The 22180-nt window shown below is 33.6% G+C and carries 17 protein-coding genes and 1 tRNA gene; all 18 read right to left on the bottom strand.

Going from position 1 to position 22180, the window contains the following annotated elements; genetic code table 11:
- Positions 1-243: 243 nt before the first annotated feature.
- Positions 244-331, bottom strand: a tRNA-Ser gene (locus tag ACNQGX_RS06400).
- Positions 332-498: 167 nt separating this feature from the next.
- The gene (gene ribB, locus ACNQGX_RS06405; protein ID WP_131916161.1) at positions 499-1632 is read right to left on the bottom strand and encodes a 3,4-dihydroxy-2-butanone-4-phosphate synthase; all 1134 of its coding nucleotides are present in this window, start codon (positions 1630-1632) and stop codon (positions 499-501) included.
- Positions 1633-1640: 8 nt separating this feature from the next.
- Complete coding sequence (locus tag ACNQGX_RS06410; RefSeq protein ID WP_417975107.1) at positions 1641-3074, bottom strand: LptF/LptG family permease; 1434 nt, start codon at positions 3072-3074, stop codon at positions 1641-1643.
- An 8-nt stretch (positions 3075-3082) separates the two neighbouring features.
- Positions 3083-3727, bottom strand: a complete 645-nt coding sequence (lolA1, locus tag ACNQGX_RS06415) for an outer membrane lipoprotein periplasmic chaperone LolA1 (RefSeq protein WP_470303506.1) — start codon at positions 3725-3727, stop codon at positions 3083-3085.
- A 49-nt stretch (positions 3728-3776) separates the two neighbouring features.
- Positions 3777-6221, bottom strand: a complete 2445-nt coding sequence (locus ACNQGX_RS06420) for a DNA translocase FtsK (protein WP_417975108.1) — start codon at positions 6219-6221, stop codon at positions 3777-3779.
- A gap of 18 nt (positions 6222-6239) precedes the next feature.
- On the bottom strand, positions 6240-6614 hold the full coding sequence (locus ACNQGX_RS06425; protein ID WP_417975109.1) for a diacylglycerol kinase family protein: 375 nt from the start codon (positions 6612-6614) through the stop codon (positions 6240-6242).
- Positions 6615-6624: 10 nt separating this feature from the next.
- Positions 6625-7122 carry a thiol peroxidase gene (tpx, locus tag ACNQGX_RS06430; protein ID WP_417975110.1) on the bottom strand — a complete coding sequence of 166 codons (498 nt, stop codon included), beginning with the start codon at positions 7120-7122 and terminating at the stop codon, positions 6625-6627.
- 188 nt (positions 7123-7310) lie between these two features.
- Entirely contained in the window at positions 7311-7568 is a 258-nt protein-coding gene (locus ACNQGX_RS06435; protein WP_091172168.1) for a DUF6952 family protein, read from the bottom strand.
- Between the two features lie 136 nt (positions 7569-7704).
- Positions 7705-8013: a thioredoxin family protein gene (locus tag ACNQGX_RS06440; RefSeq protein ID WP_417975111.1), complete on the bottom strand. Its 309-nt coding sequence runs from the start codon at positions 8011-8013 to the stop codon at positions 7705-7707.
- A 79-nt stretch (positions 8014-8092) separates the two neighbouring features.
- Complete coding sequence (locus ACNQGX_RS06445) at positions 8093-8731, bottom strand: peroxiredoxin (protein WP_417975112.1); 639 nt, start codon at positions 8729-8731, stop codon at positions 8093-8095.
- Positions 8732-8873: 142 nt separating this feature from the next.
- Positions 8874-10484 carry a glycoside hydrolase family 3 protein gene (locus tag ACNQGX_RS06450; protein WP_417975113.1) on the bottom strand — a complete coding sequence of 537 codons (1611 nt, stop codon included), beginning with the start codon at positions 10482-10484 and terminating at the stop codon, positions 8874-8876.
- Between the two features lie 168 nt (positions 10485-10652).
- Positions 10653-11927, bottom strand: coding sequence for an AmpG family muropeptide MFS transporter (locus ACNQGX_RS06455; protein WP_417975114.1), 1275 nt, complete (start codon positions 11925-11927; stop codon positions 10653-10655).
- A 27-nt stretch (positions 11928-11954) separates the two neighbouring features.
- Entirely contained in the window at positions 11955-13487 is a 1533-nt protein-coding gene (locus ACNQGX_RS06460; protein WP_417975115.1) for a glycoside hydrolase family 10-like protein, read from the bottom strand.
- Positions 13488-13767: 280 nt separating this feature from the next.
- The gene (locus ACNQGX_RS06465) at positions 13768-14976 is read right to left on the bottom strand and encodes an anhydro-N-acetylmuramic acid kinase (RefSeq protein WP_417975116.1); all 1209 of its coding nucleotides are present in this window, start codon (positions 14974-14976) and stop codon (positions 13768-13770) included.
- A 93-nt stretch (positions 14977-15069) separates the two neighbouring features.
- Complete coding sequence (locus ACNQGX_RS06470) at positions 15070-16578, bottom strand: sodium:solute symporter (protein ID WP_417975117.1); 1509 nt, start codon at positions 16576-16578, stop codon at positions 15070-15072.
- 41 nt (positions 16579-16619) lie between these two features.
- The gene (gene murQ, locus ACNQGX_RS06475; RefSeq protein ID WP_417975118.1) at positions 16620-17447 is read right to left on the bottom strand and encodes an N-acetylmuramic acid 6-phosphate etherase; all 828 of its coding nucleotides are present in this window, start codon (positions 17445-17447) and stop codon (positions 16620-16622) included.
- A gap of 200 nt (positions 17448-17647) precedes the next feature.
- Positions 17648-18910 (bottom strand): RagB/SusD family nutrient uptake outer membrane protein, encoded by a 1263-nt coding sequence (locus ACNQGX_RS06480; protein ID WP_417975119.1) that lies wholly within the window; start codon positions 18908-18910, stop codon positions 17648-17650.
- Between the two features lie 17 nt (positions 18911-18927).
- The gene (locus tag ACNQGX_RS06485; RefSeq protein ID WP_417975120.1) at positions 18928-21993 is read right to left on the bottom strand and encodes a SusC/RagA family TonB-linked outer membrane protein; all 3066 of its coding nucleotides are present in this window, start codon (positions 21991-21993) and stop codon (positions 18928-18930) included.
- Between the last annotated feature and the right edge of the window lie 187 nt (positions 21994-22180).

Here is a 22180-nt window from a genome sequence, read left to right on the forward strand (position 1 = left end):
TTAACGCCAAAATAAAAGCATTTAGAAGTCAATTTAGAGGTGTAAGAAAGATAGATTTCTTCTTATTCAGATTATCCAACCTTTTTGCGTAATCCCCAACTTTTGAACTTGATCCGATTTCTTCTTATTCAGATTATCCAACCTTTTTGCGTAATCCCCAACTTTTGAACTTGATCCAAAGTGTGTCTGGAAATGTGGTTTGAAAACAAAAAACCCGAAACTTTCGTTTCGGGTTTAAAATACTGGCGGAGAAAGAGGGATTCGAACCCCCGGACCTGTTACAGTCAACAGTTTTCAAGACTGCCGCATTCGACCGCTCTGCCATTTCTCCAGTATGTCGCTTTCATTACCTGATTGCGAGTGCAAATATAAGAACCTTTTTTGGTTATGCAAATCTATTTTTATAAAAAAAGCATCTATTTTTAGGACTACTTTTTAAAGGTTTCATTTTCTTTACTTTAGATGAAACTTATTTTCGCAAAAAATTAACAAACAGGTTTAATACTTTACATATTCTGTTATTTCTAACCCATATCCTATCATTCCAACACGTTTGGTTTGCTCAGCATTAGATACCAATCTGATTTTTGAGATGTCAATATCATGCAATATTTGAGCTCCAATTCCAAAATCTTTACTGTCGATGATAATTTTTGGTGCTTTCATTACTCCTTGAGTTTGTAATGATTTAAGTTCAGCTATGCGATTCAATAAATTTACGGATTGCATATCCTGATTGATGAAAATAACAGCGCCTTTTCCTTCCTCATTAATCACTTGGAACATATCATCCAGTTGTTGGTCTGCGTTATTAGTCAATGTGCCTAATAAATCATTATTCACCTGTGAGGAATTGATTCTTGTTAAAATCGATTCTCCCAAATTCCAAGTCCCTTTGGTCAAAGCAATATGAATTTGTTTATTGGTCGTTTGTTGATACGCTCGTAGTCTGAAAGTGCCAAAACGGGTTTCAATGTCAAAATCTTCTTTTTTAACAATCAAACTATCGTGTTGCATTCTATACGCCACTAAAGCTTCAATAGAAACTAATTTCAAATCGAATTTTTTAGCAACTTCCACTAATTGCGGGAGACGAGCCATCGAACCATCTTCGTTCATGATTTCTACAATCACACCTGCTGATTTAAATCCTGCTAATCTTGCGAAATCTATAGCAGCTTCGGTATGCCCTGTTCTTCTTAATACACCACCTTGTTTTGCAATAAGAGGGAATATATGTCCTGGACGTGCTAAATCATGTGGTTTAGTTTTAGAATCAACCAATGATAAAATAGTTTTTGCTCTGTCTGCGGCTGAGATTCCTGTAGTTACTCCATTACCTCTTAAATCTACCGAAACGGTAAAAGCGGTTTCCATTGGATCAGTATTGTTACTTACCATTACATGAAGACCTAATTCTTTACATCGGCTTTCCGTCAGTGGAGCACAAATCAATCCTCGTCCGTGTGTTGCCATGAAATTAATCATTTCAGGGGTTACTTTCTCGGCTGCAGCCAAAAAATCACCTTCGTTTTCTCGATCTTCATCATCAACAACAATAATAATTTTTCCTTGACGAATATCTTCTATCGCTTCTTCAATTGTGTTGAGTTGTATATTATTTATAACCATTTGTGTTGTTAATTTTGTGATGGTAGTATTTTTTTAATTATTTTTTGGAATGGAGCTAAAATAACATCCATGTTTATTAATCCAATGTCGTTTGTGGCTCTGTACGTTAATAGAACAGCTAATGGGGTTAGGATTAATGAGGATAACCAAGCTCCCATAAAAGGTGTCATTTCATTTTCCTGTGCTATTCTTTTTCCAAAAGTATTTATAAAGTGAAATGTTATAAAGATTAAAATAGCAAAAACAATTGGAAGCCCCAAACCACCTTTTCTGATAATTGCCCCTAACGGTGCTCCAATGAAAAACATTAGAAAACAAGCAAAAACAATTACAAATTTATCGTAAAAGGCCAATAAATGTTTATTGATATTCTTTTGTTTATTGTCTAACTCTGCTTTAGTGGTGTCAATGGAATAGGTCGTACTGGTAAGATTACTAACTGCTATTTTTAAAATATCCGATTTTTGTTCTAATGTATATAATGACAAAATATCTTTAGGAAGTGGTTTTCTTTTTGTTGCTTTCTCCATTTTTTTATTCAAAGGAATGCCAACTCGCAGATTACTGTTCTCAGAAAATGAAATAATGTCGTTTTTTATGTTCTTATTTAAGGAATCCAAGGTGTACTTTAATTCATTAACGTTTAGCATAGAGTTCGTATTAGCAACACTTTCATCGGTTACATCTGTCTTATTTAATTCAGACAAATCGATGTTGATGATGTGTTTCTTAAAGGAACTTTTTGCAAAAGGCATTTTACTGCGGTCTTCATATTTTTTTGGAACAATATCTTCGTAGTAATAGCCATCGTTTAGGACTAATTGTAAAATACTGGATTGTTCACTGCTGATTAACTCACCATCTTTTGCTTTAATCACGGTTTTACTTCCGTCACCAATGTTTGATTTTTTGTGAATTGTTACTCCGGTAAGAATATTGCCTTGTTCACCGGATTTTTTATTCACCTTGATATTGTAAAACCCCACATCGTTAAACTGACCTTCGGCTATTGCCAATGCCGGTTTTACCTGAGCTATGTTTTTTCTGAAATTGATGAATTTATATTCAGCATAGGGAATTACATTATTTGCAAACAAAAAAGCAACGATGCTTAATAATGATATAAAAACAGTTAAACTTCTCATCGCTCTTTGCAACGAAATTCCGGAGGATTTCATCGCTGCAAATTCATAATTTTCGGCTAAATTACCAAAGGTCATTATGGAGGACAATAGTATAGAAAGAGGCAATACCAATGGCACTATTCGAGGCATAGAAAATGCCAGGAATTTAATAATCATTAGTAAGTCTAAGTCTTTACCGGCCAATTCAGATATGAATAACCAGACTGTTTGAAGTATAAAAATGAAAAATAGGATTACAAATACCGTGGTAAATGTAGTCAAGAATGTTTTTAATAAGTATTTGTCAAGAATTTTCACCGAATAGATTAATCTAATTTGTTGATGTAGTAATTTGGATATTTACTTTCCGCAAATGTAAATTGATTTTTTGACAAAGGTTGGTTGGTTTTGAAAGAATTCACCGTTAAAGTTGTTTTTGTACCTTTTTTACCTATTTCTATTAAGTTATAGATGTGTTTTGTTTGGATATCAATTCCTAGTAATACTTCTTTTCTTTGATCTTTAGCGTTTGTAGGAACGAGTTTAATATACTGAATTTTTCGTCCTTTTATATCCTTTAAATCATTCATTGTACATTTATAACCTGTGTTGAAAAAGGTCAGCATCTTCGATGGAGTAATGGCATTATCGTCTTTTTCGTTGACTTTAGAAATAGTAATTTCCTCATCTTCCGGAACAATAGTGTATGTTTTTTTACCATCAAAAATCTTAGTCACTCCCATGAAATTCAAAACATATTGATTTCCCTTCATGGTTACATTTCCTTTACTATCCTGATTGATGTTTTCCTTGGCGTTATTCAAGGAATATTTGAAATCGATTACGATTGTATTGTAGCTTTTAACTTTTGCGGTAACTTGATCTAAAAGTTCTTTTGCTTTTTTGTCTTGTGCTTGTATTGAAAAACTAAAAAATAATAATGCTGCAATCAAAAGGAGTTTTTTACCCATACTTTCTGTATTGTTTTTTTTAGATTCTTGAATTTTTGATTTCATGGTATTAATTGTTTTGTTCATTGTTGAAAAATTGATCAAGAGAACTCATATCCAGAATGTTTACACTACGTGCTTTACTTCCTTCAAACGGGCCTACAATTCCTGCAGCTTCTAGCTGATCAATCAATCGACCTGCTCTGTTGTAGCCTAGTTTTAGTTTTCTTTGTAACAATGAAGCGGAGCCTTGTTGTGCATTTACAATGATTTCGGCAGCTTCTCTAAACAAAGTATCTCTATCGGAGATATCCATATCAAGATTAATGCCACTTTCCTCCCCAACGAATTCAGGAAGTAAATAAGCCGTTGCATATGCTTTTTGGGAACCTATAAAATCAGTGATTTTCTCCACTTCGGGTGTGTCGATAAAGGCACATTGTACCCGTACCACATCATTCCCGTTTGTGTAAAGCATATCACCACGTCCTATCAATTGATCCGCGCCCTGAGTATCCAGAATGGTTCGGGAATCAATTTTTGAGGTAACTCTAAAAGCTATTCTCGCAGGGAAATTGGCTTTTATCAAACCAGTAATTACATTCACCGAAGGCCTTTGTGTCGCTATAATTAAGTGAATTCCAATGGCTCGCGCTAATTGTGCCAGCCTTGCAATAGGTACTTCGACTTCTTTTCCGGCAGTCATAATCAAATCGGCAAACTCATCGACTACAAGAACGATATAAGGTAAAAATCGGTGACCGTTTTCAGGATTCAATTTTCGAGCCTTAAATTTATCGTTGTATTCTTTGATGTTACGCACCATCGCATCTTTCAATAAAGAATAACGGTTGTCCATTTCCACACACAGCGAATTTAGGGTATTCACCACTTTTGCATTATCCGTAATAATAGCATCATCCATATCTGGAAGTTTCGCTAAATAATGCCTTTCAATTTTATTAAAAAGTGTAAGTTCTACTTTTTTAGGATCGACCAAAACAAACTTAACTTCGGCTGGATGCTTTTTGTACAAAAGTGAAGTCAGAACGGCATTCAATCCAACCGATTTTCCTTGTCCGGTAGCACCTGCCATCAATAGGTGAGGCATTTTGGCTAAATCAACCACAAAAGTTTCATTCGAAATTGTTTTTCCAAGAGCAATAGGCAATTCCATTTCGGCTTCCTGAAATTTGGCAGAGCCAATGACACTTTTCATAGAAACCATAGTTGGATTCTTGTTAGGAACCTCAATACCAATTGTTCCTTTTCCAGGAATAGGGGCAATGATACGAATTCCTAATGCCGAAAGTGACAACGCAATATCGTCTTCTAAACTCTTAATTTTTGAAATACGAATTCCCGCTTCCGGTACAATTTCATATAAGGTAACCGATGGTCCAACGGTCGCTTTTATTTGTGCAATTTCAATTTTATAATTGCGAAGCGTATCGACAATTCTGTTTTTATTTTCTTCTAATTCTTCCTGATTGATGGTAATTCCACCAGTTGAATATTCTTTTAATAAATCAATCGTAGGAAACTTATAATTGGATAAATCCAAAGTTGGGTCGAATAATCCAAAATCAGCGACCAATCGAGAGGCTAAATTTTCTTCGATAATATCTTCTTCCGGAGCCGTTTCTATTACAAAAGAATCGTCAACATTCGAAATAACTTCTGGAGTTGCAACTGGCGTAACTTCCATAGCCAGCGGTTTTGTAACTGGATCTCTGTTAATATCAGATGAATTGCTGATGGTTGGTTTCAACGCTTCTTTGTTGATTTCGAATTGTGAACCATTCGTTTTTAAATGAATGTCATCCACTTCCTCAACAACAGCAAATTCTTCCAGATTATAACCACTTTTTCCATTATTTAGCGGATTGGTGATTGAAACTGCTTTCAGTTCTTTTTTGGTAGTATCAAAAAAGGCCTGAATACTCTCCGGCGAAAGTTTGATTTTGAAAATTATATAGATGATTAGTCCGAACAATAAAATCAATAGTGTGCCTGTTTTTCCAATGTAATCTTGCAGGAATAAATTCAATTCATATCCAATAGTCCCTCCTAATTCTGGGACTGAAGTGGCAAAAAATCCAAATAAAACGGATAAGATTATAATCACGAATAAATCCCAAAACCAAATATTCTTAAGCTTTCCTAAAGAAATCCCAAGAATCATGTATATGCCGGTAAGGAAAAATAAGCGTACGAATATAAATGCGGCAATTCCAAAACCTTTATAAATCAGTAAATCTGCTAAAAAGGCGCCAAATTTCCCCAACCAATTGTGAACTATTTCAGCTCTATTAGTTAATTCTCTAACAGCGCTTTGGTCTTGTTGTCCGTAAATGAAAAAGGAAATAAACGCAAATAGTAACGCTATTGAAAACAATACCAAAAGAGAACCAAAAACAATTTTGTGTTGTTTGGTGATTTTTGACGAATTATTTCCCTCAGCTTTAGCATCGTTTTTTTTATCCAAAGGTGCTGTTTTTTTTGTTTTTGCCATTCTTGATTATAATAATACCTAAAGTAATATTGGGATATATATGATTAAACCGATTGCTATTGCCGTTATAGCTGCCATAAATACAGCTCCTGCCGCAATGTCCTTTATAAAACCAATTCTTTCATGGTAATTTGGATGAATAAAATCAGCAATTTTTTCAATTGCTGTATTTAAACCTTCAACACTTAAAACTAAACCAATAGCCAAGGTTTGAAAAAGCCATTCTGTTTTAGAAATGCCAAAATAAAAACCAGCAATGGTAATCAATATTCCTATTGAAAATTGTACCATAATGCTGTGTTCTGTAGTAATCAATTTTACAGCACCCTTAATAGCATAAATGACGCTTTTTAATCTTCCGGTAAAGAAAGTATTATCTTTTTGAAATTCCATTCAGATCTTGTTAAAGTACTGCTAATGCAGCTTCGTAGTTTGGTTCATCTTTTATTTCAGGAACTTGTTCTGTGTGTGTAACTGTTCCGTTTTCATCAACAACAATTATAGCTCTGGAATGCAATCCTGCTAAAGGGCCATCAGTGATTTCTAAACCATTAGTTTTACCAAAATTTCCTTCTGGAAAATCAGATAAATTAACAACATTTGCAAGTCCTTCAGCACCACAAAAACGTTTCTGGGCAAAAGGTAAATCTCTGGAAATGCATAATACATTAGTGTTTTCTAATTTGCTCGCACTTTCGTTAAATTTTCTAACTGACATGGCACAGGTGTCGGTATCGATACTTGGAAAAATATTCAATACTAATTTTTTACCCGCAAAGTCGCTTAATGTAGCAATAGAAAGATCGCTTTTAACTAATTTAAAATCAGCGATTTTTGTGCCTATTTTTGGTAATTCCCCTGAGGTATGTATTGGATTTCCTCCTAATGTTATTGAAGCCATAGTGTTTGTTTTTTAATGAGGTTCAAAAGTATGAAAATTATTTAATAATTTGTCCTCAAATGTCGCGATAAGTTTACCATTTTGGCTCAAATTATCAACCATAAGATTCCAAAGTGTTTTTGGTTTATTGCATAAAAAAACGCACCAGTTTCGGAGTGCGTTTTAGAAATATTGAATTAAAAATTCTTTTATTTATCGATAGAACCCAAAACACGTTTCATGAAAGTGTTTAAAGCTTCTTTTTTATCGGTTCCGGTTTTTACCAGCTTATTAACTTCTAAAGCGCCGTACATATTAGAAATTAATTCCCCAATAACATCTAATTCTTCATCTTTCAATGACGAAATTTCAGTCATTGCTTCCAGAACTTCGATTGTTTCTATGATGTAATCTTCATCATTTTCTTCTATAAACTGCGTTAAATGCTTAATTACGGGTAATTTCATTTTTTTAGATTTTTAGATTGTAAGACTGCTTAGATTTTTAGATCACCTAGAACTCGTAATTGAGTTAAAATAAAAAAAACATTTTTAGATTTTCAAATCTAAGAAGTCTAATAATCTAAGCAGTCTATTAAATCAATTAAACGATTTCGTTTACTAATTCAATCAGCACTTCTTGTTTATTGGTTTGTGTTTCGTTTACCAGTTTACCATTTACAAAAGTGGCAAAAGTTGGTAAATTACTCACATTCGCTAATTTTCTGGATTCCGGAGAATTTTCGGCATCAACAAGAACAAAAGTGATTGTTTCGTTTTCTGAAGCTAATTTTTTAAATTTCGGCTTCATAATTCGGCAATTTCCGCACCATGATGCCGAGAATTGAACGACTACTTTTTCGTCTTTTGCAATTAAATCCTGTAACGTATCTTCGGTTAATTCGATTAACATATTTTTAAAATTTCAATTTCAATTTCAATATCAATGGCAATTTTTAATATTGAAATTGCCATTGAAATTGCCATTGATATTAGTTAAGACTTAGGTATTCAGCAGTACTTTTTCTGTCAGCGTTCATTGCTTCTTTTCCAGCTTCCCAGTTTGCAGGACAAACTTCACCTTTTTCTTGAATGTGCGTGTAAGCATCAACCATACGTAAATATTCATTTACATTACGACCTAATGGCATATCATTTACACTTTCGTGGAAAATTTTTCCAGTTTCATCTATAAGGTACGTAGCTCTGTAAGTAACATTTGAACCTTCAATAATGATAGAATCTGTTTCTTCACTATAACCAGTTTCTTCAATATCAAGGATTCCTAAAATGTTAGATAAGTTTCTGTTAGTATCAGCAAGAATTGGGTACGTAACTCCTTCAATTCCTCCATTATTTTTTGGAGTATTTAACCAAGCAAAGTGTACTTCATTTGTATCACAAGAGGCACCTATAACAATTGTATTTCTTTTTTCGAATTCTGGTAAAGCTGCTTGAAAAGCATGTAATTCAGTTGGACAAACAAATGTAAAATCTTTTGGGTACCAAAACAAAAGTACTTTTTTGTTGTTTTTTGTAGCTTCTTCAAAGATGTTGATTTTTAAATTATCACCCATTTCAGAAATAGCGTCTACTGCAATACTTGGAAATTTTTTACCTACTAATGACATTTTATTTACTTTTTTAGTTATTTTTTTTGATGATGCAAAAATAGCTCAAACAAAAGGCTATTGTTATAAATTATGATTATAAATATTTATTTTAAAATAAATATTTCTTATGCTTGTTCTTTTGCGAAATGCAAACGGTAAATTATAGACCACTAACCACCACAGGTAGAGTTCCTTTGCATTTTGAGTTTTCTAAAAGTTGCTCAGTAGCGGTTTCTTGAAATTCTGTAAAATCTTGATACATTTCTACAATTCCTAAAGCATGTTCCAGATTTGGAATAACTTGTAGTGCATAAGGATTCCCAAAAACATACAAAACACATTTTTTAGTGGTAAATAAGTTGCCTAAAAATTGAAGTACGGATTCTTCAATATCAAAATTATTTAAAGGTTTTGCCTTTGGAACAAATAAAGAAATGACTAGCGTGTCAAATTTATTCAGTTTTTTTTCTAATTCATTTAGAACGGAATCGCCTCCAGTTTTATAACTAAATTCAGGTGAAGGTAAAGCAGCAGATAAGTTCTTGAAAAATGAATTATCGGTATTCTTATAGATGCTGATTTTGGCAAGATCCTCTCTGTTTTTAGCATCAAAAACGGTCACGGTATTGTGATTGTCTTTTATTTTTGTAATGCAGTTTTGAGCAATTTTTAGATTTAATTTCGAAGTAGTTTCAAAATCAAAGTCATTCCTTGAAAGGTTTGGCAAACTTAGTTTTCCATCTACAATTCCTGCTTTTTCTTTGCATTTCCAGATGCGTTGAAAACTGGCTTCAATTCTTTCGGAGGTTGCATTTTTTAGGATTTCCTGGATTCCTTCGGGCACGTTTTCGGCAAAACATAACACATCATTTCCGGCATTGAAAGCTTCCCATTCCAGTTGTCCTTTTTGGTCATATAATTTAGAAACGCTGTGCATATTCAACGCATCCGAAATCACTAAACCATCATACCCCAATTGCTTTCGCAAAAGCGTTTCGATTACTGATTTTGATAATGTAGCCGAAGTGTCTTTTCCTTCATTCAAAGCGGGAACTGCCAAATGACCAATCATGATCGAATCGACATTATTCTCGATTCCTTTTATAAAAGGAACTAATTCATTGGCTAATAATTCTTCCAATGTTTCTTCTAAAACGGGTAATCCTAAGTGCGAATCGACATTCGTATTTCCGTGTCCGGGAAAATGTTTGAGACAACCTAAAATACCGACATCATTCATTCCTTTCAAATATTCAAGAGCAAAATCAGCTACTTTTTCTTTGTTTTGACCAAAAGAACGGTACCCAATCACAGGATTATTCGGGTTATTATTGATATCCGCCAATGGCGCTAAATTATAATGGATCCCAACTGATTTTAAGTCCAAACCTATTTGTTTCCCAACTTCGTAAACCAAATGTTTTTCACTATTCGGCAAAGCACCAAGTGTTATGGCATAAGGATATTGAGGTGTTTTTTCGACGCGCATGGCTAATCCCCATTCGGCATCAATACTCATTAATAACGGAGTCGAAGCACAATTTTGATACCTGACGATGAGTTCTTTTAGACGCTTAAAACTATCATCATTCAGGACTATTTTTTTCTTGGTTTCATAATTCGTCGCAGCGCTGGCTCTACTATGAAAAAAGGTCAATCCGCCTATATTGTACTCTCTGATTAATCGTTCGGTAGCTTGAATGTTTTCTTCTGTATCATTGATGAAAACGGCTGGGAAGAAAAATTGTCCTATTTTTTGTTCTAATGTCATTTTGAAATGAATATGATATTAATTTTAAACATATAAGTCATGTAAGTTAAATTATATAGAATAAATAATTACATAAAAGTGGTTGTAAAAAAACAGTTATTTTAAGAGAGTCTTACTTACTTAAATAAACTCATATGACTTATATGTTAAAAAAAAAAGCTAGTTTGTTTATTCTTGTTCGGATTTCTTTCCGAAATCGGCTGGAAAAATTAAAAAACGAGATAAAATTAATCCTGGAATGGTTGCCAAAAACACCCAAATAAAGAAATTTCCGTATCCCAAATATTCTTGGATATAACCGCTCAACATTCCCGGAAGCATCATTCCTAAAGCCATAAATCCGGTTGCGATAGAGTAGTGGGACGTTTTAGATTCCCCATCAGCCAGATAAATCAAATACATCATGAAAGCAGCAAAACCAAATCCATAGCCAAATTGTTCCGCGATTACCGTTGCATAAACATAAAAAACGGAACCAGGATGAAAATGAGACAATAAAATGAATCCTATTATGGGTAAGTGCATGGCTAAAATCATCGGTAACATCCACTTTCCTAATCCATCTCTAGAAATGACAATACCGCCCAAAATACCACCAACCGTAAGTGAAATCACACCAAAAGTTCCATAAATAACGCCAACATCCTGCGTAGTTAAGCCCATTCCGCCTGCAGCTATCGGATCGATTAAAAAAGGAGTCAGCATTTTTAATAGTTGCGATTCCCCTAATCTGAATAACAGAATGAAAGCCAAAACTAAACCAATTTGTTTCTTTTGAAAAAAAGTAGCGAAAACGGCTCCGAAACTCTTATTTGGAACCGATTCCGTTTTTGTTTCTACGATTTTTGTTTCGGTTTTTGGAGTCGAAAAATAATTGTAAATTGTAATTACGGTCATAATTAATCCTACAACTACCATCGTATACGACCATGCTTTTTGTTTATCGCCATATTCTTGTTCCAGATAACCGGCTATAACTACGATTAATCCGTTTCCGGTAAGCATGGAAAGTCTATAAAAAGTACTTCTAATTCCAAGAAAAAAGGATTGTTGGTCTTTTTCTAAAGCCAGCATATAGAATCCATCACTGGCCACATCATTAGAAGCTGAAGCAAATGCGGCAACCCAAAAAACGGCTAAACTGATAACGAAAAAATTACTCAAAGGAATCGTTAAACCCACAATTAAAAAAGCAACAGAAATTAGCAATTGCATGCTTAAAAACCATTTTCTTTTGGTCGAATAAAGATCAATAAACGGACTCCACAACGGTTTAATTACCCATGGTAAATAGAGTAAACTCGTATAAATTCCGATGTCCTCATTGTTAATTCCGAGGTTTTTATACATAATTACCGATACCGAAATAATGATGGCATAAGGCAAGCCGGAAGCAAAGTTTAAAACGGGAATCCAATACCAAGGTCTATTGTCTGTTTTCATTTTTAGCGTATTATATTCGATTAAATTTTATAGCGTAAAGTTCACTAAAGTTGCTTCACTTTCATTACCATAAAAATCAATGAATGTAATGGCGCAGGTTGTATTTTTGTCTAATTTATAAGTTGGTATCACAACTTCAACAGTATCAATGTTATCTTTGAATGCTATTTTGTCAATAATTTGGCTTGGATCGTTGACATCAATTTTTGAATTAAATTTAGCTCCATAAACAATAACATAACGCACTTTGCTGTACAAAGGATAAGTAACATTAAATCTTGATGAAATAGGGTCTATCAAAATGTTATTCGCTGTGGGTACGATAGCCATTTTTTTTACGGAACTAGGCACCACAGTAGGAAGAGCAGGATATTTGTATTGATTTTCTGTTAGTAATTTAGTCACACTTTGATTTTTGTTCAAAAATGATTTGGCACTAAAAAAAGCATTTCCCTGAATGTTTTTGTAGGATCTTGTAATGTCTATTTGATTCGGAATTTCATTTGGATTATTCCATCTTTTATCAGAATCAGTGTTAATTTTATAAGTTCCGTTTCCAATGTAGATTGCTGTATTCGTTGAGTTCTCAGACCACCAACGCAATAATTTTGAATACGAAGCTTTAGGATGGTCCATGCTCCAGTACAATTGAGGAACAAGGTAATCAATCCATTTATTTTCCATCCACGCTAACGGATCAGCGAATAAATCATCGTAATTAGTTTGTCCCGCTTCTGTTTCTGAACCTTTTGGATCCACTGATTTATTTCTCCAAACTCCAAACGGGCTGATACCAAATTGTACCCACGGTTTTATATTTTTAATCGAAACCGAAACATCTTTTACAAAAGTATTCACGTTCGAACGTCTCCAATCCTCTAAACTCATTCCGTTTCCATATTTTTTAAAAGAATCCGTATCGTTAAATACTTCTCCTTTTATTCTGTACGGATAAAAATAGTCATCAAAATGAATGGCATCAATATCATAATTTTGAACAACTTCTTCGACAACCGTCAATAAATGCTTTTGAACTTCGGGTAATGCCGGATTGTAATAATATTTTCCACCGTATTTGATCATCCATTCCGGATACTTAAAATAGTCATGTTCCGGACTTAAAAGCGAGGTATTGTAATCCATTGTAGCGCGATACGGATTTAACCAGGCATGAAATTCAAATCCACGGGCATGAGTTTCAGCAATCATCCAAGCTAATGTGTCAAAATAAGGTTTTGGGGCTTGTCCTTCTTTTCCGGTTAAAAAACGAGACCAAGGCGCTAGTTTTGTTGGATAAAAAGCATCGCCAACACTTCTAATCTGAACAATTACGGCATTATAATTTAGTTTTTTATACGTGTCTAAAATCTCAATATAATCCGCTTTTTGTTTTGCGATGTTATCTGTACTGCTTTTTGGCCAGTCAATATTTACCACGGTAGCAATCCAAACGGCTCTAAATTCATTTTTTGGATTTGTTGCCATGATTTGCGCTTTTACATTCGAAAACGAAAGTAAAAGAAACATAGTAAGAAATCCTATATGTTTGTAATTCTTCATTATTGTTGTGTTTATAAAGTATTCAAAAATAGTTTTTTTAGTGAAATTTACCAGTTAAAATCCTGATAAAATTTGACTTATTTCATTAGCGCAATTTCTTTGCCAAAATTTTTATATGTCGGTTTAAAGTAAATTTTCTTTCAAAATATTTACTATTGGATGAACTATAAATGTTACACTTTAAAAATTAGTTTGTTTTTGAATTAATCATTTACGATGCCTCTGTTACTGTAAAAAATCTATTTTCCTTTATGAATGAAATAGATTTTCAGTTGAGTTCTTAATTTGGGAATGATATTTTTCCCATAGAAACCGATGGAATTCCTTTGCGTGAACCAAAATCAGAGCCTCCGCCCGAAATCGTTTCATTGGCTAAAACAGCAAATAATACGGCTTCTTTTGCATCACCAGAAATCCCTAAGTCATTAGTCGTTAAAAAAGGGCAAGGCAATAGTTCTTTTAACCAACTTACTAATAATGGATTGTGCGTGCCGCCGCCTGACATATAAATAGTAAAACTTTCTAAATCGTATTCTGTGTTTTCTATAGCATACTTAATTGCTTCGGCTATAGTTTCGGCACTAAATCTGGTTAATGTTGCCAATATATCAGGAACAGAAATGTTTTCTGTATTACTTTGGGCTTGGGCTTTTCTAACGTACTCGATATTAAAAAGTTCCGGACCCGTAGTTTTTGGGAAAGAATCCCTGAAAAATTTATTTGATTTTAAAGTCTCCAAAAGCGATTGATTTACAGTACCAAGTTTTGCGATTTCGGCATCTTTATCATAGGATTTACCAGGATAAAATAACCTGATACAGGCATCAATTAAAGTGTTTCCAGTTCCTGTGTCCGTTACGAAAACCTCTTCGGGGTTCATGCTTGAGGGTAAGTATGTGAAATTTGCAATACCGCCCATGTTCAGCATAATGCGATTTTCGCCTTTTTTTCCAAAAATAAAATAATCGCCGTAAACCGCCAAGGGAGCTCCTTCACCACCTGCGGCGAGGTGTTTTTGCCTGAAATCGGAGAGGGTTATAATTCCTGTTTTTACAGCAATGTGATCCCCATCACCAATTTGTAAAGTAGCATTTGGAAATTTTTCTTGCTGATGCAAGATTTTAGGAAGATGCATTACTGTTTGTCCGTGTGAAGCAATTAAATCTACGTCATTACTCGATACATTCCAGCTTTTCAGGCATTGTAAAATCATATTGGCATGCAGTATGCCAATCCATTCATTTAATAGTACAAGGTCATGAAAATTAATATTTTGTTTTGCAAAAACTTTCTGAATTTCTGTTTTTATTTCTTCGGAATACTCAACCGTGTCAAATTGTACTAATGTAACTTTTGTGCTTTCTCCAGCACCCGAAATTTTGCATAAAGCAACATCAAGGCCATCCATTGAAGTACCAGACATAAGACCAATAATCATACGGGCAGGTTTTTGAGCAATTTTATATAACAATTGTAGATTTACATTCATGATTCAATTTTTAGAGGGCTATTTTTAATTTCTGGTATTATTTGAACAGTATAATGTTCTTATTTTAATATATTCGGTCTAATGTACCACTTTTTAAAAATGTACCACTTCATCAGAAGTTTTACTGATCAGGTAAAGCCCAATAAATGTAATTAGCCCATTTAATAGGATTAATTCATTGTCAAATACGTACCCAAAAAATAATGTTTTAGAATTTTCACTAATGATATAAGTTAAAGCAGGGGATAATATACATATTAAAGGAACTAGTTTGTCATTTACTTTTTTTGATTTTAGAAATAAGCCAAAAGAATATAACCCTAACAAAGGACCATAAGTGTAGGAAGCAACCTTGAATATCATTCCTACTACAGAACTGTCGTTAATGGAATTGAAAATGAGTATTACTAAAAATACTAATGCTGAAAATCCGATGTGTACTAAATGTCTTCTTCTTACCACATTTTGTTTACTTCTATTTTCGGCTTTATCCATACCCAGAAAATCAACACAAAAAGAGGTTGTAAGTGCTGTCAATGCAGAATCGGTAGTTGCAAAAGTAGCCGCAATAATTCCTAGTAAAAATACAATGGCCGGAATTGTTGATAAATGATTTAATGCAATTTCAGGAAACAACAAGTCAGTTCTTGGTTTGTTTGTAACGAGATCAAGAGGAACTGCAATTCCATTTTTATTAGCATATATATAAAGTAGTGCGCCAACACTTAGAAAGAAAATATTGATAATAACAAAGATTCCGGTAAAGGTAAACATGTTTTTTTGAGCTTCGCCAATGTTTTTACAACTCAGATTTTTTTGCATCAAATCCTGGTCAAGGCCTACCATTGCTATCGTAACAAACATACCTCCTAAGATTTGTTTCACAAAATGAAATTTACTCGTCATAAAATCATCAAAGAAAAATACTTTTGAATAATCGCTGTTTTTAACTTCATTAAAAGCACCAATTGCATTTAAATCGAGACTGTCACAAATGAAATAAATGGTAAGAAAGACAGAAGTTACCAGAAAAAAAGTTTGTAAAGTATCTGTAATGATTATTGTTTTAAGACCTCCTCTGTAGGTGTAAGAAAAAATTAAAAGCAATGATATTAATACCGTCAAAAAGAACGGAATTTTATAAAAATCAAAAACATAGCGTTGCAGTACGATTACTACTAGATAAAGTCTGAATGCAGAACTAACGGTTCTGCTTACTAAAAAAATAGTTGCTGCTGTTTTGTAGCTATAGGACCCCATTCTTTGTTCTATATAGCCATATATAGAGGTCAAATTCATTCTGTAATAGAGTGGCAATAGTAATTTTGTAATTATTATAAATCCTATGGCATTACCCAATATAAACTGAAAATATTTGAATTGTTCCCCACTTGGAGCACCAACTTCTCCTGGAACCGATATAAATGTCACTCCGGATAGTGCCGTCCCTATCATTCCAAAAGCTACTAAATACCATTTTGAATTTTTATTAGCTTTGAAAAATGCTTCGTTACTGTCATCTTTCCTGCTGACTCTATGCGATATATAGAACAATATACCAAAATAAATGATGATAAGGATTAGGATTGCACTTGGTGTCATTTTATAAGCTTTAGATAGTTAGTATTTTAAATAATGGAGCGTTAAATGGCTAGATTTTTATTTTCAGCCAGTAAAACAGCTCTAACGCTTTTGTGTTTTTTTAATAATTGAGAAGCTAATTTTTCATCAATTTTCAATTCTTCTACAATCATTTCAACACCTCTTTGAACTAATTTTTTATTAGACAATTGCATGTCAATCATTTTGTTTCCATAGATCCGTCCAAGTTTTATCATAACGGATGTCGAAATCATGTTTAAGACTAGTTTTTGAGATGTTCCGGCTTTCATTCGTGTACTTCCAGTAAGAAATTCAGGTCCTACGATCAATTCTATAGGAAAATCAGCCTCTTTAGAAATCAGACTTTCACTATTACAAGAAATACTTCCTGTAACGATATTATTTTCTCGAGCTTTATTTAAACCGCCAATAACATAAGGTGTATTTCCAGAAGCGGCAATTCCTATTACTACATCTAAACTTGAAATGGCATAAGCTGATAAGTCTCTCCAAGCTTGATTGATATCATCTTCGGCATTTTCTACGGCTTTTCTAATGGCAGAATCCCCACCGGCTATGATGCCAATAATCCAATTGTCAGGAACCCCAAAAGTAGGAGGACATTCTGATGCATCAAGAATACCAATTCTTCCGGATGTGCCTGCTCCAATATAAAATAGCCTGCCACCCAGTTTCATTTTGGATACAATACTGTCTACCAGTTTTTCAATATTAGGGATTTGTTTTTCAATGATATCCGCTACTTTTTTATCTTCTTTGTTGATATTTAAAAGTAGCTCATGAGTACTCATCTTATCTAAATTCGAATAAAGGGATTCTTGTTCTGTATCAGGGTTGTTCTTTTTCATTTTTTGTAAATTAATTGATTTGGAAAAAATTGAGATTCATTTTTTTGTAAAAAAAAACGGCATAAACGACCTCTGAAAACTATTTTTTATAGAAAGTTATTGCTAACTTTTGTATAATAAAATAGAGATTTAGGGTGTTAATTGTATAAAAAAAACGAGGCGAAATAACGGATTAAATGCCTCGTTTGTGTTTTACATTTTTAATTAGCCGGGTCAGCTGGAGTATTTGGGTTGTTAAACCTTTCTGAATCGGGATAAGGATACCAATCGCGATTTCTTTCGGTATTAGGACGATTAAATCTTTTACTGTCTTCCAGTTTTAGACCAGACATGTATAATTCGATACAACGATTTCTGTATATTTCTGTCAAAATACTGGTTTGATTAACAGTACCGGTATAAGGGAGTAAATTAGCGCCAACACCAAATGCATCAGCTGCTGCAGTTTTTGTCAGCACTTTGTTTAGCTCTAGAATAGCTTCTGGTAATTGATTTTTTCGTGCATATGCCTCCGCTTTAATAAGCATTATTTCGCCAGGAAGATATAAAGTAATCAGCTTTGAATTTGAATCAAAAAAACCGGCTCCAGTTGTAGGATTAGAACCTGGTGTTATATAGAAATTAACTCGACCATCAGATGAAGTAGGGGCAAGTGCTGTTGGTAAACCAAAAGTACGATCAATAGGTTGGTAATTATTGGGTGTCAAGATAGCAGCGTTTGCAATAGGATTATTACTGATGGCATCGTATAAAAAAGTAGATTTAGAGGTTAAATCAACCAAGTTTGCATACAATAAAGCATTATCATTATCGCCGGCCATTAAATAAAAACGAGCCAAAAGAGCATTAACCGTATTCTTGTATTTGATACTACCCACTAAACCCGAAAATCCATTCGCTGTTGCTAAATACGGTTCGGTTGATTTCAAAGTAGCAATAGTTGCTGCAATAACTTCGGCTCTTGAGCTGAATGTCGCATTTTTCATGGTTTCCAATGGCACTTGTTCAAAGAATTGAACAAGTGTTCCAATTGCTAAAGCTTTGTAAATTGAAGCATGTACAAACACACTTGCTTTTTCTGCAGGGACAGTAATAATATCAATTTTATCTAATACTTTTTGAGCTTCGGCATTAATAACCAAACTTTGAGACCAAAGATTATTGATTAAAGCATTTTTAGAAGATACAGATACGCCTCCTGCTAAAAGTTCAGCTTCATCAGCATTACCTGCGTTTAATAAACGAAATTCGTTTGTGGTAAAGCCACTTCCAGTTATTATTGTATATACAGGACTTTGTCTTCCTACGCTCCATTTACTTTGTAATCCGTTTGCTGCTCCTATTAAACCGGATCTGCTCGAAAATACATCTTCTTCAGTTGGTTTTGTAGGGTCTAAAAACTCATCATCACATGAGGTTAAAGAGAGACCTAAAAATAGGAATAATAAAATTATTTTTTTCATGATAGTGTTGTTTTAAATTAAAATTGAAATTTTAATGCTATTGAATATGATTTAGGAATTGGAATAGATCCAAAGTTGTATTTTGCTACAGATGATTGCCCACCAGAGTTCGTTTCTGGATCATAACTAGTAAATTTGTCCCAAGAATATAAATTTCTACCACTAGCGTTTATAGTCAAATCATTAAAAAAGCTATTTAATTTACCAAAAGAATAACTCAAAGAAACTTCTCTTAATTTTATATAGCTTCCGTCAACTACTCTAAATTCTTGTATTTGATAGATAGACCAAATGTATCCCCTTGGCAATTCACCAGTAAGTTCTTTTGCTGCTAATTCCCCAGTTCCAACACCTTGACGTGTTCTATAATCTGCATCAAAAACATCTACACCCTGAACACCATCAAATAATACAGAAAAATTAAATTTCTTTACATTTAAATTTGCTCCAAATGATAGGATATAGTCAGGATTTGGATCTCCAATTTGTTTATTAAGAAAAGTTCCTATAGGCTGACCTGATGCATCTCTCTGCGCTGCTCCTGTTGTAGGATTTCCTTTTTCACCTTGTGGGTATCCTGACGGTGTTAGTAAAAAACTTCCATCATCATTTCTGGCATAATAAGTTCCGTAGTATATGCCTATAGGCTTACCAACTTCAACAAAAACAGGTGCTCCAGCAGGATTACTATCCAATTGAAATCTTGGTTGTGGTAAATCTGTTACAACATTTTTATTTTTGCTGAAATTAAAGCTTAAATCAAGATTAATGTTTTCTTTTCTGATAGCATTGTATTTAAAACCTATTTCTATCCCTTTGTTATTCATTTTTCCAACATTCTGAATTGTATTTGTAGATCCAGTTGATGCGGCAGATTGAACCGGTAACAATAAATCTTTTATATCTGCCCTGTAATAACTTAAAGATAGATTTACGCGGTCATTGAATAATCCAACATCAGCGCCAACTTCATAAGTTGAACTTTTTTCAGGTCTTAAATCTAAATTTCCTTTTTTGTTTCCTTCAATAGTAAAAGTAGTATTACCAACTAAGTTTCCTGTAGCATAATTTGTAAAACGAGCGTAAGGCCCAATTGCAGTTAAACTTCCGGATTCACCCCAAGAACCACGTAAACGTGCAGAACTGACAAAAGCATCCTTCATGAAATCTTCGTTAGATAATACGTAACTCGCACTTAATTTCGGGTAAAATTGAGAACGATTTTCTTTAGAAAATACCGTTGAGGCATCCAATCTGGCAGCCGCAGTAAAAAATAATTTATCTTTAATTCCTATTGTTTCTTGTAAATAGTATCCCCAAACATTATATTTTGCTTCTCCTGAACTTGGAGAACCGGCAATCAAAGTATTAAAAGCATTTATAGTTTCCACAAATGGTTTTAAATCCCTGCCTTCCACTGCAAAAAATTTGTCCCTGTAAGTCTGGATATTATAACCGGCAGATGTTGTTAGTTTATAATCCGGGTTGATTTCCCATAAATACCTTAAGTTTAAGTCGTTATTTAATTGATTTACTTTATTAGAAGATTCAGAAACATATCCGTTGTCAAAAAAACTAGGATTTACATTTGCATAAGGATATCTTGGAATAAATACATTTCCTTTTTGATTAAAATTATCTACCCCTACAATAAAGTCAGCAGTGAAATTTTTAAAAGGTTTGTAGTTCAATTGAAAATCCGAAACTATTCTGTCCGTTTCTTGTGTAATTTTAAAAGTTTCAATTACAGAAAGAGGATTTATTCTGCCCAACTCTACGGCTTTTAAATCACCATTTGCATCTCTCTCGTTTAAATCGTAAATGTTATTTGTAATTATTACGGAGTTTATAGGGCTCCAAAAAACATTTCCGTCAGGTTTTTCATTTGAACTCGAATTAATATAATTAATACCAAAAGAAGCCGTTAATTTAGAGTTGAATTCATGTTGTAACTTTACTTTAGTACCCAATCGTTTAAAATCAGAATTTTTAACAATTCCCTCATTTTTCATATATCCAATTGAAGCCGAATATTTTGTTTTATCATCTCCCCCTTGTAGAGAAAAATAGGTGTCATTTCCTAAACCCGTTGTGAAAATATCATCTTGATAATCATGTCTTGTCACATCAAAAGTTCTCGTGTCTAAATTTCTTCCTAATACATTTACAGTGTTCGCTGTTGGTGTAGCAGAAGCATTATTGATAGGATAAAGCCCTGCAGTAAGTGGATTCATGAATTGTTTGCCTACCAAATTTGTATATACTTTTTTGCGCAATGAATTTGTAGTTAAGCTTGTTGAAAAAGTATACTTTGTAGCTCCAGACCTTCCTTTTTTGGTAGTAATCAAGATAACACCATTTGCAGCGCGGGAACCATAAATAGCCGCAGCAGCACCACCATTTAACACCTCAATGCTTTCAATGTCGTTCGGGTTTATATCAGAAGATCTGTTTTGTCCAATTTGGATATTTGAGTTTCCTGAAGTTACATTTAAGTTAGTAACATTAGTTGTTGAATTATTCATAACAACACCATCAATAACATATAAAGGGTCAGAGGAACCAAGAATAGAAGAAGTACCTCTCAATTTGATGCTAAATCCTCCTGAAGGATCTCCTGAGTTTTGAGAGATTTGAGCTCCTGCAATTTTCCCTTGTAAAGCAGATGTTATTCCTATTGGTTGGGCTCTGGTTAATTCCTGAGCCTTAATACTAGTCACTGCATTTCCTAATTCTTTACGAGTTGCACGTAGAGTAGAACCGAGAACAATAACCTCGTTCAAAGTTTTTAATTCTTCGGATAAAGTAATATTTATAGAATTAGTGTTGTCTGAAATTTTAATTGTTGAAGTTGTAAAACCCATAGAACTAAAACTAAGTGTTTGTCCTACTGAGGCAGTGATATTGTATTTTCCATCCATGTCCGTCACGCTGCCGTTATTTGTTCCTTGAATAATCACAGAAGCTCCTGGTATAGGAATTCCATCAGCTTTGTTTTTAACAGTTCCTGTAATTGTTTTTGTTTGTGCAAATGCAGTTTGTACGAATAAAAACAACAATAAAATTAGGAATGATTTTTTCATAATTAGTTGGTTTTTTATGGTTATAAAGCAAATATATTTATTGCGTATAAATGCGATATTTCATATTTTATTTTTAAATAACGCAAAATAACGCATTTATTGATTCGTTTACTATTGTAAATTACACGTTTTTAAGCCATATATAAGCATGTAAAATGACTAAAAAACTAGAAGCAGAATAATAAAG

The sequence above is a fragment of the Flavobacterium glycogeni genome, assembly GCF_048286775.1.
GTDB lineage: Bacteria > Bacteroidota > Bacteroidia > Flavobacteriales > Flavobacteriaceae > Flavobacterium.

Bases quoted from the DNA above. Each gene is read 5' to 3' on its own strand.
- ribB (WP_131916161.1), bottom strand. From the start codon at position 1,632: ATGGTTATAAATAATATACAACTCAACACAATTGAAGAAGCGATAGAA.
- lolA1 (WP_470303506.1), bottom strand. From the start codon at position 3,727: ATGGGTAAAAAACTCCTTTTGATTGCAGCATTATTATTTTTTAGTTTT.
- ACNQGX_RS06420 (WP_417975108.1), bottom strand. From the start codon at position 6,221: ATGGCAAAAACAAAAAAAACAGCACCTTTGGATAAAAAAAACGATGCT.
- ACNQGX_RS06425 (WP_417975109.1), bottom strand. From the start codon at position 6,614: ATGGAATTTCAAAAAGATAATACTTTCTTTACCGGAAGATTAAAAAGC.
- tpx (WP_417975110.1), bottom strand. From the start codon at position 7,122: ATGGCTTCAATAACATTAGGAGGAAATCCAATACATACCTCAGGGGAA.
- ACNQGX_RS06435 (WP_091172168.1), bottom strand. From the start codon at position 7,568: ATGAAATTACCCGTAATTAAGCATTTAACGCAGTTTATAGAAGAAAAT.
- ACNQGX_RS06440 (WP_417975111.1), bottom strand. From the start codon at position 8,013: ATGTTAATCGAATTAACCGAAGATACGTTACAGGATTTAATTGCAAAA.
- ACNQGX_RS06445 (WP_417975112.1), bottom strand. From the start codon at position 8,731: ATGTCATTAGTAGGTAAAAAATTTCCAAGTATTGCAGTAGACGCTATT.
- ACNQGX_RS06450 (WP_417975113.1), bottom strand. From the start codon at position 10,484: ATGACATTAGAACAAAAAATAGGACAATTTTTCTTCCCAGCCGTTTTC.
- ACNQGX_RS06455 (WP_417975114.1), bottom strand. From the start codon at position 11,927: ATGAAAACAGACAATAGACCTTGGTATTGGATTCCCGTTTTAAACTTT.
- ACNQGX_RS06460 (WP_417975115.1), bottom strand. From the start codon at position 13,487: ATGAAGAATTACAAACATATAGGATTTCTTACTATGTTTCTTTTACTT.
- ACNQGX_RS06465 (WP_417975116.1), bottom strand. From the start codon at position 14,976: ATGAATGTAAATCTACAATTGTTATATAAAATTGCTCAAAAACCTGCC.
- ACNQGX_RS06470 (WP_417975117.1), bottom strand. From the start codon at position 16,578: ATGACACCAAGTGCAATCCTAATCCTTATCATCATTTATTTTGGTATA.
- murQ (WP_417975118.1), bottom strand. From the start codon at position 17,447: ATGAAAAAGAACAACCCTGATACAGAACAAGAATCCCTTTATTCGAAT.
- ACNQGX_RS06480 (WP_417975119.1), bottom strand. From the start codon at position 18,910: ATGAAAAAAATAATTTTATTATTCCTATTTTTAGGTCTCTCTTTAACC.
- ACNQGX_RS06485 (WP_417975120.1), bottom strand. From the start codon at position 21,993: ATGAAAAAATCATTCCTAATTTTATTGTTGTTTTTATTCGTACAAACT.